Below are 13,158 nucleotides of genomic sequence, written 5' to 3'. Positions count from 1 at the left end.
GAGCGGTCAAATGGTTTCAATCCCTTCGCAAGGATTATGTCTTGTTGAACCAGACATCGGCCATCTTCAGCGAGAGCGGTCAAATGGTTTCAATCCCTTCGCAAGGATTATGTCTTGTTGAACCAGACATCGGCCATCTTCAGCGAGAGCGGTCAAATGGTTTCAATCCCTTCGCAAGGATTATGTCTTGTTGAACCAGAGGACGCGACAGCCACGCGCCCCCCAAGAAGGTGTTTCAATCCCTTCGCAAGGATTATGTCTTGTTGAACCTCAACTAACCACCGCCGTTGCCTCACATCTGCTCTTCGTTTCAATCCCTTCGCAAGGATTATGTCTTGTTGAACTCACCATCACCAAGGAAGATCCTAACTTCATCGGTTTCAATCCCTTCGCAAGGATTATGTCTTGTTGAACAGAGTCGTTCGATCGATCGGAAAGAACCATTATTACGTTTCAATCCCTTCGCAAGGATTATGTCTTGTTGAACCTGATCAATCCCTCAACCAATGAGTGGACTGGTTGGCGTTTCAATCCCTTCGCAAGGATTATGTCTTGTTGAACTCCCCTGTGTCCACTTTTTGGATGGAAGCTGCTTGCCGTGTGCGCTGCACCAAGGCTTGCTGACCATGCCCATCCATCGTGTGAATACCTCTCTTGATTACGTCAAGTTAATTACGCTATTCTTGGTTCTTGCGTCCAGTTTACCAGTACCGTCAAGACCCATAAAGCCGCTCATGCCATTCAGGGTGATGCAAACAATACAGACAAACCCGCACGCTGCGCTGCACCACCCTGCCATTCACCGCAGCATCACGCTACTGAATTGTGATTTCATAGTTCGTCTCGCGCCATACTGTCTCACATCCCCGACATGGATCATACCGCAGGAATATCCGCATTTTCGTGCTCCCACGTGTTTGTGGCACGAGACGAATCGTTGCTGGTGGATCGGACTGCATGACCCCATCGGATACAATCGGGACTCCTTGCGCGGTTGCCTCCCACACCAGCGGATCAAATTTCATATTCCATTCCAGCAGGGTATCACGCATTGATGAGGCAAATTGCAGCGTTTGCGAGATATCCATGGTGAGATAGACGGTTGGTTGCAGCGCCGCAATGGGAAGATCAATAATCAGTGCCGTATCCTGCCGCATCGGTTGATAAGGCGTTGCGGTTGGACGCGGTTGTTCTGGTGATGGATACACGGTGATTAATTTACCATTCGGTGGGCGTTGGCTCCCGGTCGAGCTTCCTCCCTCAGAACGTCCACACGCGATAAGACTCCCCAGCAGCCCCAGCAGCCCCAGCAGCCCCAGCCATCGCCATCGGTTCATCATGCTCTCCTTATTAACGGGTCGTCCACGGTAAAAACACCCGGGTCGAAAAAAAACTGACGCGCATTATTTTCGTCCGCCACCCACGATTTGGCCCGGTATAGGCATTAATAAACCACATATCGATCCCATTCGGATCAAGAAACGCATCACTATAATCTCCACCTCGCGGCGCACCACCCGCAGCCTGTTGGTTCGCAAGGCTTTCTTGAACCATAATCCGATCGTTGGTTATTCCCGAGAGCATAATCGCATTATTAATCGTCGGATCAGCTGTATCGGTTTGACTAAACCCCACCGCGACATGGTTCGCCTGATCAAGCATCATCGCCTGAAACGCATAATCGCGCGTTGGGTGACTTCGAATGAGGGATGTCCCGAGCACGCTCAAATCAAGTGGGCGTTGATGGATCACCACCGCTGCATTTGCAGCGGTTGGATGCTTGACATCGTGGACGGCATAAATGGTGTCATTTTTCTGATACGCATGACTTATCAGCGGACTGTTCACCATTAAGAGGGTTTGCCCATTGATCTGCCGAATTCCGGGAGCTTTTTCATAGGCATAGCTCACCTCATCCAGCAATATCTCACGATCTGACGCATAGGTATTTTCAAGATTCCACAAATAGAGACTGGTTCCCTGTCCGGTAGTGGAAAGATAATGACTCATCAAATAACTGTTCGGCGAGGTAAACCCATCAAGCCATTGGGCGGGATGCAAGGATTCAGCAAAGCATTCCGCATTCCCACATACCGTATTGGGCAGGCGTGTTGGGGGAGTAATCTTATAGGGGATAAATGACGGACAGCTATAGACATCACTCAGCTTCATTTTTATGACCCGTGCCCCTAAAGCCGTATCATCAACTCGATCAGCCGTTCCTTGGGTATCATACACATTTGCCGTCAGAAAAACCAAATCCGTAATCGGATTGATACTCATCCCGGGATAATCAACAAAGATCTCAATATTCTCTGAGGGGAGATACACCTTTGTTGCACACCAATCACTCTGATTACTTGGATACGCTGTGCGCCCAACGATGAGGCCAATATAGCCATCCGTTCCCGGCAACTCTTTAGCACCAACCACGATCAGAAATTTTTTATTGTACGCATCGTATTCAATATGTGGATCATACGGATCTCGCCCCGTTACTCCAGCTTGGGGAAAAAATGTTGTAAACAGGATTTGGATATCCTCAAGGCCATCCTGTTTATTAAAGACATTGAGTTTATGATTAACAGCGGTGACAATGGCACGATCACTGACGGCAATCTCCGTATCTGGCGGCGCACCACCATCAGGGCCCTCAAATACCTGAAGGACGGTTGGCACAAGGCTGGCATCACTCGTCTCAAGCGTCGTAACCGATTGGATAGCTCGTGACTCCGCAAACCCGAAGTCCCCACTGCTTCCCAATGAAAAACCGATAACAATCACAACCAAAAATCCCACAGCTATCTGTCGATAGTGCCATCGTTGCATCATCAATTCTCCCATCTATGTGCGTATCACGACCCTTGCCCACCGCGCTCAATCCCTTCGGCAATCAGGCGATTCAGCGGATGCTCGGGTGCAAGCGCAATCGTCTGTGACCGCTGCTGCGCTTCCGCATACCACGTTGCCGCCGTCGAATAGTCTAACGAAAACTCAGCCACCAAGGCCCGATGATAGGCCGTCGTCGTCCAGAGTCGTGGCCCATCCGGCTGTGTCAACAGGCCATCCTTATGCGTGTCCACCAGCTGCACCAAGATTGTTACCGCCTCGGTCGCCTGCGGGAAATCTTCCTGATGCAGCAAGGCTTGAATCAGCAAATCCCACGTTTTGATGTGCTTAATCCTATCCGCGTCCTCGGGCAACATCGCCCACAGTGCGAGCGCCGCCCGATAATCCCGCTCAGCTTCACCAAACTCGCCATTGTCCACCCACGCTAAGCCACGCAAACCCAACAACTCGGCTCGCTGCCGCGCCGTCCAGCCTGCTGTCTCTAGCGCTTCATCCGCCCATGCCAGCGCTTCAGTCGTGCGCCCATCGGCCAAGGCCATCGCAATCTCACCCACGGTCGTGTACCAATCCTCGTCCTGCGGACTCGTGGGCAGAGATTGAAGCTGCGCCAACACCGCCAATAATTCAGCATTGACCGTGGTCGCGTTGGCGGTGGTGGCCAGCAATGCATCAAGCTGGCGCAGCGTCGCTCCGGTGGGATGGAGTTCTTGCCAACGCCGCCCCTGCTCCGCATAGATCGTCAAAAAGTGGCGCTGTTCTTCATAAATCCCCACCGCACGATCAATCGTGGCCGCATCGAGCAGACCGGGGCGCTGCGCCGCAATCTGCATATTTTCCAGCTGCTCCTCCGCCTCAGCCAGCGCGTCATTGGCCATCATCACTAAGGTCGGCAGCATCGTGATCGGCTGCCAGTGAATCGGTTCGCGTTGCATGATCATCCTCCTGCCTATCAAACACTGGCTTTATCCTAGTCCATGCGTCAAGTCGTCCAGTTGACCCTAACCTTGCTCCGCGTTGCAGGGGTAGGCTATACTACCCACGGTTCCGTTCCCGCTCGCTCGGCGTGAGGAGGCTCGTATGCACCATCCCTTTCCGATTAAGGCTCATTGTTCCATCGCCCTGCCGCAAGCAACCTGTTTTGCCTATATCACGGATTTTGAGCATGACCCCGACTGGTGGCCTCCGGTCCAGGAATCACGGCGGATCTGTGGCCATGGGGTTGGCGCGATCTATGAGCAAGTCGCCAGCGTTGGTATCCTGCACTTCTCATCATTAATCGAAGTCACCGCCTTCACGCCCGATCACGCGATGGCCTTTACCATCACGTCGCACGGCATCATGCACTGTCGCGTGCAGTATACCTTTGCCAGCGATGGCCCCATGACCACCTTTACCATGGACAGCACGATCACCCTCATCCCGCGATGGCTGCGCCGCGCGGCCCCACTCCTACGCAGCGTGCTGCAACGCCAAACCGCCGCGCATTTTGCCCTCTTGAAAGCGCACCTCGAAGCCCGCTCTCCGCAGTCATAACCTATCCCTGCCCATCGGTGGGCACACGCGTGTGCTTTCTGTGGCCACCGCATCCAGCGGCGGTGGTGCAGCATCCGTCTCCGGTCGGTTGCACCACCGCCCCGTTCCCGACTATACTATGGTCAGTCGTTTTGTCCATGCTCACTCCTGCCTGCCTGCCGTTCTTGCTGATCGTGAGGATTCCCATGGATGCTTCCATGACCTTACTCCAAAGCTGCCTCGTCTCCTATCGGACGTTCCTCCAACGCCTGCCCCCCAGCCAGTACACCGACTTTTGTCGCTGGATTCTCCACCCCACCAACCCCGCCTTGACCACCTTCCTCCACCTCAGTAGCCTGACCCAAATGGGATCGCTCTTTACCTATCTCTATGGCCCTGCCACCGCCGACCGCGACCACTGGGATCACCTGTGTGCCGAATTTAGTTCGCTCTTGCTGTATCAACGCTATGAGGTCATCTCGGATAACCTCGCCATGGGCCTTGCCCTCACCGATGCCCCGCATGCGCCCGTCGTCGCCGCCTTTAATCGCATGATCATTGCTGTCCTGACCGACACCGCGCCGATCGATCTCCGTGCGTTGCAACAGATCACCGCCACCGTCCCATGGCTCGATCAACATCTCGCTGCTGCGCAGTACCGCGCGATGGTCGATGCCTTCCGTCCTGATGCGCAGCTCGAAGCATGGATTCCGCTCTCCGCCAATATCCTCGCCTGCCGTGATATGCTGGCCCAGATTCAGCATCCGGTCACCAACGCCCGCATTCGACAGGGGATTCTGGATCGCTACGCGGCCATGCACACGCTCTGCACCACCCCCGCACCGCATTCCCTCGACGACCTGATCCGGCTCCAAACCGCGACCATGCTGGTGATTCCGACCCTCGACTATTGTGTCAATCTCTACGGCCAGATTTATCACGACGACCCGACCGAGCAAGACGCAATCGCCACCCATCCCCATCTGCACGCCCTGATCAACGACGCGAGTTTTTTGGTGCGCTGCCTGAACGATTGCGGCCCCAGCCTCATGCTGGCCGATCCCGACTCCATCGCGCAGGCCTACCATGCGCTGTATCAGGCAACCCCACCCGCTCCTGCCGAGTCATGGATGGCGTGGTTGCTCCGCGCGGCGGACGGAGATACCCACTTCTATCGTCTGCATAAGGATGTCACGTTCCGTGAGTTCAATCTGCTCTTTGCCGACCTCACCGCCGAACAGGCCATTCCCAGCGTGCTTGATCAGCTGATCACCAATACCCACACGGTCGCCCAGCACTATCAGGTAACGCTCCAGCGCTTCCTCCAGACCAGTACGAGCCTCGCAGACCAACCGCTGTTGACCATTCCGGTGGGCATCATCACGCGCATGGTCACCTTCCACCAGCAGTTGTATGCCAACCACTACGGCGACCTGAGCGGCGACTACGCCGTCGCAGTTGCCAGTTGACAAGCCCATGGCCCCTTGCTATACTCTCGCCCATGTGATGCCGATCATGGTTTCGCTGGTTTTCAAACTGACCATTCGCGCCGCTCCGCTGTGAACGCCGCCCGCCGTTGGAACGTCGTTTTGACAATCAATTCCAACCGCCAGCCGCCAACACCGCCCAGTCGCCCGACAATCAGGTTGATAATCCAGCCGAAGCCCAACCCGCATCGCACGCACCTCAACAACCCATAGCAAACCGAACATTGATGCAAGAGGTTTTATCACGCATCAATGGGGGACACCGCTGCATCCTCTCCCTGCGGCGCTTCACGGTGGACAACCCGTCCGCTTTTTTCTCCGTCATTCCTTGACGTTTTTCCCAACAGGCCATGCGCCATTCCATGCGTGTTTACACGGATGGTTCTTTTCGTATGTCCGGTTTTGGTTTGCCCGCTGCTGTGTCTCCCTTCAGGGGGACGGTCTTTCGATTCTATCGATTGCCGTCTCTCGCTGGCGGCATCTCTCTCTTAAGGAGTCTCCGATGTACGCATTAGCCCTGATTGGCCGCCACGGTCGCGAACGTGTCTCATCGTTTACCTCTTCCTCGGTTGAAGCCTTAGTTGCCCACGCAGCCCATATTCAACTCGGCAATTGCTTCCGCTTCGAAGTTCGCTGCACCACCACTGGGGCAGTCGTCAAAGCGCTGTAGGAATGAGGGATACCCGATGATTTTCATGGAACAGCCCTCACTCCTCCTGCTCGCTGGATTACCCGCGAGCGGCAAGAGTACCCTCACCCGCCGCCTTGCAGCCCTTGGCGCAACCATCGTTTCCCTCGATACGATCCGCGCCGAGCTTGGCGATGTCACCGACCAGTCGCGGAATAGCGATGTCTTGGCCATTGCCCAGATGCGCGTGGAAACCGCCCTGCTCGACGGTCAGTGGGTCGTGCTTGACGCGACCAACCTCCGCCGTGCCTGGCGTGCTCGCTGGGAACGCCTTGCTGCCGAATTGCAGGTTCCGATCCGCATCCACTGGGTGCGCACGCCGTTGCTGCTCTGCCTCTGGCGGAATTGGCGACGCGAACGGCGCGTTCCGGTGCGGGTTATCCTGCGCATGTGGCGGGAAACTGAGTATTAAGTCATTCCACCAGCACGGTGGCCGTTGTTTTGCATCGGCCATCCTTGGGCGATGCTTATTTAAGAGGAGCATCCCCATGACCACCCACGAAACCCACACCCCTGACTACGATATTTGGAGCCATGTAACCCAAAGCCGTTATGCCTACGCGATCTGCGCCTTGCCAATTGGCAAGATTAAAATCGCGATTGGTGGCTATGGGAAAAAAGTCATCCCCATGCTCTCCGCGTATCTTCCTGTACCGAAAGTCCGGCTCTTAATCCACCGCATCCTCGATTCGGTCACCCCGCCAACCGACGGCTTCTTGTTTGAGGTCATCGGCGGCAGTAGCCGCGACGGCGTGGTGGAGTCCCGCATCCTCAAATTCGTCTTCGACGCGGGACAAAACGGCCAGTTTGCCACCATGCCATGGCGGATTGTCATTGGCATTGGACCAGGCAAATTGCTCGACACGGGTGGCATCAGCCCGATCGGCAAGCCGACGAGCGTTGCCGATATTCGCCTGAGTGTGGACGATATGACCATGCTGGCCTTGGAGCTCCAAGCCCATTTAGCGCACCGTCAGGGTAGCTACGAATACCACCGCATTCGGGAGCAGCGTGAGCGCCATGCGCAGCGCACTGCCGACACGGATGCCGCCTAATCGTTGTTTCTGTCAAATCCCCGTTGGGAATGCCTCTGGCTCCCAACGCGGGGGGCCATGGCATTTCCACCGCTCATCCGGAGGATACCCCCATGGCCGCGACCAAACACCGCACCAAAAAAACCAAGAAAACCACGCGCAAACCCGTCGTCCCATTCGTGCCGCTGATCAATCCGGTGGGTAAAACCATTGTGTATGATCGCACAACGGGCGATTTCGCGCTCTACCTTGACGACGAATTGGTGGGCTATGCTCCCACCTATCTCGACGGCGAATCGCGTCTTAATCAACTGGTCTATGATCGACTCACCAAGGGCGTTGTCCCGACAGAAGCCGACCAGCCAGCCACCGAAACCAGCAGCGACGCTGACGAAGCTCCCGCTGCCGATTAATCTGTTCTGTTGCCCCCTGCGGGCGTATCATCACGATGCGCCTGCTCCTCGTAGGGACGGCCTCGTGATCCGAAAGGATGTCACCATGTCGTCCCTGTTTGCCCTCCTGCCCGAAGCCCCCCGCTTTTGGCACGCCTTCACCCGCTTGCGTCGATTGCCCCTCCTCACCGAGGAGGAATGGGATGATCCGTTCATCACCGCCGTCGCCGCTGCCACTGCCATGCACGCGCCCAACCGCTTGATGAACCATGCGGTCTTTGTGGGCTTACTGCCCGTGGTCGAAGCCATGCAGGCCGCGATCACCAGTCACCGCCATCCTGATGATTCCATCACCCAAACGCTCAGCGCCGACGCGATTCAGCAGGCACTGATCACCATGCACCAACGGTCACGCTCCGGTCACTTCAGCGCGGAACCAACCGCCCACGACCCGATCCTGACTGCCATTCTGCTTCACGGCCTCGCGTGTCCCGATGCCCCATGGGTCGCAACCGCCACCCATGTGACGCGAACACTCGCCGCCACCAATCCCTTTCGGGGTCGCCCCCACACCCTGCCCCACGCTATGCTCGATCTTCCCTCGCGGGAAACCGTGCCCGTGGTTGCCTGGTGTGTTGTGCCCCCCAGTTGCCTGCCAACCGGCAGCGATATCCCCACGATTGGAGCCTTAACCGTCGTGGGCAGTAGCGCCAAATGCGCCGCCGCGTGGGCCTCGATCCTTGATGGGTCACGCCACGCGATCACGCTCCCGCAGCAATCGTTTGCACCCACCATGGCCCTTGGCGAGACCATGCCCTATCACATGATCGGGAAGCAACTCGCCCACAAAGCCACAGGGTCGCAGCAATACCGCACGCTGCGCAATGAAACGCCGTTGCCGTCCTCGCGACTGGCCACCACCACCATCCTCCACCGTTCGGTCTTAACCCCGCATGCGGGCGAGGATTGTCTGCACCTCACGGGCATGGATGGGATTCCTAACCACGCCATCCTGTGGGCGCAACTTGAACGGGCCTGCCCGCTGCCGCTCCAGTCGCACTGGCTGGACGATCTCTGGCAGCTGGGCCTGACCCAACGGCTGATTGTTCCCTTGCCCTCATGGGGCTGTCGGGGCTATTGGCTCAAAACAGCCGCGATTGCCGACTGGGCACGGATCATCCGCGCCATTGTCACGCAGTCGCCTGTCTCCACCGCTGGCGTGGCCTTCACGACCATCGGCAAACGGGGTGCGTCGCCCACCGAGGCCACATCCCTTTAATTCGTCATCTCACTGAGGCAGTGCATCTGCGGCCTCAGGGGGTCGTCGGGTCATGCCTTGTTTTCAAGGAGTTGTTATGGCCCGTCTTGCCAATACCGCCAATCATGGCTTTCAAGCGCTCGATCCCGCTGCCGTTGCCCTGCTCGCCACCTATGTCACCGCCGCCAATCCTACCGCCTGTCGGATCGCTGATCCGTGTGCAGGCGAAGGCGCAGCCGCATGGCAATTGGCCAGCGCATGGGGTATTCCAGCCGATCAGCTCTATCTCAATGAATTGCATACTGAACGCGCTGCGGTCTGCCGAGGGATTACGCCACACACCACCAGTTGTGACACCGTGCGCTGGCTGCGTGCCAATCGCCATGGCATCCAACTGGTCTATCTCAATCCGCCCTTCGGCACCCAAGCCGCTGGCGATGAACGGAGTGAACTCCAGTTCTTTCGCCGCGTGATCGAGGAAGGCACGTGGCTGCAACCCGGTGGAATCGCGATCCTCGTGACCCCACAGGATATTTTTGCCAAACCTGCCGTGACCCAGCATCTCGCGCGTCATTATGACAATTTGACCATTCTGGCCCTGCCTGCCGCCCTGCGGCGCTGGCGGGAGGCCATCGTGATCGGCGTTCGCCGCAGCCGTGCCCGCAGTGGCCACGCATTGAGCGACCAGATCATCACCCTGACCACCCAGCTCGCGCAGCCGTTGCCGGAATTAACGCCGCAGGCCGCGCCGCGCTACACCATTCCCGTGGCCACCAGTCCCAGCATGATCTGGGAGGATGCCACGATTGGCACGCCCGACCAAGCCACCACCGATGTGGTCATGACGGGCGGAGCCACCAACACCCGCGCCTACCGCAGTGCCATTGATGCCCTGCGCGTTGCCCATCTGCGCCCCCTCGGCCCACTTTCCGCTACCGCTGCGGCGGCACGGATTGCCACCGGGGAAATTAACGGCGCGACCATCGTCATTGACGGTCGGCCCCATCTGATCAAAGGCAGTACGACCGAAGACCAAACGGTCTGGGTCGAAACCAAAGAGGCAGGCGATACCGTCACGGTCATCACCCACCAGATCACGCGGCAAGTCCCCGTGGTCATGGCGGTCGATGTGGCCGATGGCAGCGTGCGCCGCTATGAAGGCGATGCTGGACTCCAGAAACTGCTGGCTGATCCGGCCACCGCCGAGGCGTTGCTCGCCGCCATCACCGAGGTTGCCCCGCCGGTGTATGCCTACGATATGGATGCCGAGACCGCCGCGACCTTGGCCATGCTGAAACGCAAAGATGGTCGCACGTTGCCGGGCTATGACAATGGCCTGCTGCCCATGCAACAGCATGTGGTGGCCGGAATTACCCGCTACTTGACCACCCCCGACCCGCGCACGGGCACGCGTCCAAAAGGAACGCTGCTGAACGCAGAAATGGGTGCCGGGAAGTCCACCATGGGCATTGCGATTGCCCATTGGTTCCACCAACAATCCATCAAATAAACCACCGATTCTTTCACGGGAACCGCACGCATGCGGCCATCCCGTGGGGGATGGTCAGCGCAGGGCGTTCTCGCTACCAACAGGAGTCCCTGCTATGACCACCAAATCTGCTTTTACCACCATCGTTGCTGGCCCGATTCACCTCGTGGGCACGTCCGAACAAGTCGCCGCCTATTACACCCATGGCACGGGCGAATTGCCCCCATGGTGGGCCGAATGGGATCAACTCCTCGGCGACACGTGGGCGATGGATATTCTGGAATCACCCAGTGATGTCAGTCGCTTTATGCACGCCGCCGAAGTCCATCCCACCCTGCCGCGCGTCGGCTTTATCTCCAACTCCAAATTGAAATTGGAGTCAGGCTATGTCCTTGGCGCGGAGGATCGCGACTACGACTCCACGGCCCAGCGCCTGCACCGTTACTGGCAAGGATTGCCGGAAGCCATGCAACAGCGCTATGCCCGCTTTGGCTCGCTTGCGACCATCGAAGGGTTGCTCATGCGCCGCGATGACTGGGTAGACACCCGCTGGGGCAGCAATGTCCACGAGGCCGATACCCGCAGCGCCCTCGCCAAACAGGCCAAAGCCACCACCGAAGGCCGCATTGCCGCCGACGCAGCCGCACCCGACCGCACTATCCAACGGGCGATCCCGCTGCTGCGCTATGGTGGCCTTGCATGCCCGCGCTGTGGCTGGCTGCAACGCAAAACCGATGGAGCCGTGCTCGATGCCAAACAGCTCAAGCAGCGCGGCCTCGCCACCGTGACCTGTCCGCATTGTCAGGAACCACTCGGCCAACAGTGCCGCGAACGTGACAATGTGCAGGATCGCACACTCCCGATCTTCCAGTCCGACGACTGGCAGACCTATGCTGTCGATACCCATGGCCGTCGCGCCATTCCGTGGGGCCAGCGTCCGCGCTCGAATCCTCGGATGGCCTTGGCCTCCTTTATCCAGCGCCGCTACCCCCAACGCGTCGATCTCTACATCCATGATGAGCTGCACGAATGCAAAGGGGCACGCACCGCACTGGGCCATGCCTTTGGGGCCATGGTCGCCGCCAGCCGCACGACGGTCGGCATGACCGGAACCGCCTACGGGGGCATGGCATCCACCCTCTACGACCTCTTGCTCCGCCTTGGCAACACCGTGATTCGGGATCGCTGGGGCTGGAACAACCGCAGCGCCTTTGTGCGCGATGTCGGGGTCGTCGATGTGATGCAGAAGGAGATCACGCGCTCGGCAACCGCTGGCCATTACGACGGCAAAACCCGCACCAGCACCGAGGTCCAGGAACGGGCTGGCATTACCGCCGACCTGATCACCATCGTCCAAAATTGCACCTATACCGTCCTGCTCAAGGACATGGGCTTTCAGTTGCCCGACTACCGTGAGGATGTCGTGCTGCTCAAACTGCCCGTGGACATGCAGGCCCCGTATCGGGAGATCGAGGACGAGGGCAAAGCGATCATTGGCAACGGCGGCTACGATGCCCTCTCCGCCTACCTCCAAGCCACCTTGTCATGGCCCTACCAGCCATGGCGACGCAAAACCATCAGCTCGCTGCTGGTCAATCAATCCGTCACCACGCCCGACCTGCCTGCGGAGCGTATCCTGCCCCACCATACGTGGTTGGCGCGGTATTGCGCAGCACAGATCCAGCAAGGACGGCGCGTGTTGCTGTTTGCCGAGCATACGGGCAACGATGACATTGCCGTCGATTTGGCGGAAAAAGTCACGGCCCTTGCCATGGAGCGGCATCAGACCACGCTGAAGGTTGCGATTCTCCGCGCCACCACCGTGGCTCCGGGAGAGCGCAATGCCTGGTTTACCGAGCAGGTGGAGCAGGGAACGAATATCGTGATTTGTAACCCGCGCTTGGTCAAAACCGGCCTCAACTTGATCGCGTGGCCCAGCATTGTGGTCGTCGAGCCGCTCTATAGCCTCTACGACCTCTTTCAGGCCAAACGCCGCGCCTTCCGCCCCACCCAAACCATGGGCTGTGATGTGACCTTCTTGGGCTACGAGCACACGATGAGTCACCGCGCCTTGGGGATTGTGGGCCGCAAGGCCGCTGCCGCGACCATGTTAAGTGGTGACGACAGCGAGGGCGGCCTACTGGAATTCGATCCGGGCATGAGCTTGCTCCAAGAGTTGGCCAAGCAATTGCGCTCTGCCAGCCCGATGGACGATGCCAGCGTCCTGCGTGACCAATTCCGCACCGTCGGACACGCGATCAAGGCCGAGGCCGAACGCCCCAGCCTGATCGTGCCTGCTGAACCAACACCACCCATCATCGACGACACCACGGCGCAACCCATTCGTTGGGATGACCTATTCACCGTCGTCGATGTCCCGACCCGCCACACCACGCAGGTCGCCCACCAGTTCGCCATGGTGCTCTAAGCATCCGTTGGTCATACCCC

13 protein-coding genes and 1 CRISPR repeat array are annotated in these 13,158 nt (G+C 58.2%); of the genes, 9 read left to right on the top strand and 4 right to left on the bottom strand.

Translation table 11 applies throughout. The annotated features are described in order from the left end of the window. Nucleotides 1–13: 13 nt before the first annotated feature. Nucleotides 14–561: a CRISPR direct-repeat array (repeat unit 37 nt; unit sequence GTTTCAATCCCTTCGCAAGGATTATGTCTTGTTGAAC). A gap of 254 nt (nt 562–815) precedes the next feature. The 3 genes from ABEB26_RS22960 to ABEB26_RS22950 are packed head-to-tail and all read right to left on the bottom strand — an operon-like array spanning nt 816 to nt 3,782. Further along, nucleotides 816–1,340: a hypothetical protein gene (locus tag ABEB26_RS22960; protein WP_345724426.1), complete on the bottom strand. Its 525-nt coding sequence runs from the start codon at nt 1,338–1,340 to the stop codon at nt 816–818. A 10-nt stretch (nt 1,341–1,350) separates the two neighbouring features. Further along, entirely contained in the window at nt 1,351–2,832 is a 1,482-nt protein-coding gene (locus ABEB26_RS22955) for a hypothetical protein (RefSeq protein ID WP_345724425.1), read from the bottom strand. Nucleotides 2,833–2,855: 23 nt separating this feature from the next. Beyond that, nucleotides 2,856–3,782, bottom strand: a complete 927-nt coding sequence (locus tag ABEB26_RS22950; protein ID WP_345724424.1) for a tetratricopeptide repeat protein — start codon at nt 3,780–3,782, stop codon at nt 2,856–2,858. Between the two features lie 145 nt (nt 3,783–3,927). On the opposite strand from ABEB26_RS22950, the gene ABEB26_RS22945 reads away from it, so the two are divergent. Together ABEB26_RS22945 and ABEB26_RS22940 are read left to right on the top strand one after the other, a co-directional pair. Then, the gene (locus ABEB26_RS22945) at nt 3,928–4,383 is read left to right on the top strand and encodes an SRPBCC family protein (protein WP_345724423.1); all 456 of its coding nucleotides are present in this window, start codon (nt 3,928–3,930) and stop codon (nt 4,381–4,383) included. A gap of 197 nt (nt 4,384–4,580) precedes the next feature. Then, on the top strand, nt 4,581–5,831 hold the full coding sequence (locus ABEB26_RS22940; RefSeq protein ID WP_345724422.1) for a hypothetical protein: 1,251 nt from the start codon (nt 4,581–4,583) through the stop codon (nt 5,829–5,831). Between the two features lie 18 nt (nt 5,832–5,849). Here the strand turns inward: ABEB26_RS22940 and ABEB26_RS22935 are convergent, their stop codons facing one another. Further along, nucleotides 5,850–6,038: a hypothetical protein gene (locus tag ABEB26_RS22935; RefSeq protein ID WP_345724421.1), complete on the bottom strand. Its 189-nt coding sequence runs from the start codon at nt 6,036–6,038 to the stop codon at nt 5,850–5,852. 313 nt (nt 6,039–6,351) lie between these two features. On the opposite strand from ABEB26_RS22935, the gene ABEB26_RS22930 reads away from it, so the two are divergent. From ABEB26_RS22930 to ABEB26_RS22900, 7 genes are all read left to right on the top strand, one after another. Next, nucleotides 6,352–6,519 carry a hypothetical protein gene (locus tag ABEB26_RS22930; RefSeq protein ID WP_345724420.1) on the top strand — a complete coding sequence of 56 codons (168 nt, stop codon included), beginning with the start codon at nt 6,352–6,354 and terminating at the stop codon, nt 6,517–6,519. A gap of 16 nt (nt 6,520–6,535) precedes the next feature. Beyond that, nucleotides 6,536–6,949, top strand: coding sequence for an AAA family ATPase (locus tag ABEB26_RS22925; RefSeq protein ID WP_345724419.1), 414 nt, complete (start codon nt 6,536–6,538; stop codon nt 6,947–6,949). A 76-nt stretch (nt 6,950–7,025) separates the two neighbouring features. Further along, nucleotides 7,026–7,592, top strand: a complete 567-nt coding sequence (locus ABEB26_RS22920) for a hypothetical protein (protein ID WP_345724418.1) — start codon at nt 7,026–7,028, stop codon at nt 7,590–7,592. A gap of 92 nt (nt 7,593–7,684) precedes the next feature. Continuing rightward, nucleotides 7,685–7,984 carry a hypothetical protein gene (locus ABEB26_RS22915; RefSeq protein WP_345724417.1) on the top strand — a complete coding sequence of 100 codons (300 nt, stop codon included), beginning with the start codon at nt 7,685–7,687 and terminating at the stop codon, nt 7,982–7,984. A gap of 85 nt (nt 7,985–8,069) precedes the next feature. Then, entirely contained in the window at nt 8,070–9,242 is a 1,173-nt protein-coding gene (locus tag ABEB26_RS22910) for a hypothetical protein (protein WP_345724416.1), read from the top strand. A 76-nt stretch (nt 9,243–9,318) separates the two neighbouring features. Next, nucleotides 9,319–10,731, top strand: coding sequence for a DUF6094 domain-containing protein (locus ABEB26_RS22905; RefSeq protein WP_345724415.1), 1,413 nt, complete (start codon nt 9,319–9,321; stop codon nt 10,729–10,731). Nucleotides 10,732–10,825: 94 nt separating this feature from the next. Then, nucleotides 10,826–13,138: a hypothetical protein gene (locus ABEB26_RS22900; protein WP_345724414.1), complete on the top strand. Its 2,313-nt coding sequence runs from the start codon at nt 10,826–10,828 to the stop codon at nt 13,136–13,138. Nucleotides 13,139–13,158 lie beyond the last annotated feature (20 nt).

Source organism: Herpetosiphon gulosus, assembly GCF_039545135.1.
GTDB classification, from domain to species: Bacteria; Chloroflexota; Chloroflexia; order Chloroflexales; family Herpetosiphonaceae; genus Herpetosiphon; species Herpetosiphon gulosus.
Note: the sequence above shows the minus strand (reverse complement) of the source record. Positions and strands in the feature narration are given on the sequence as shown.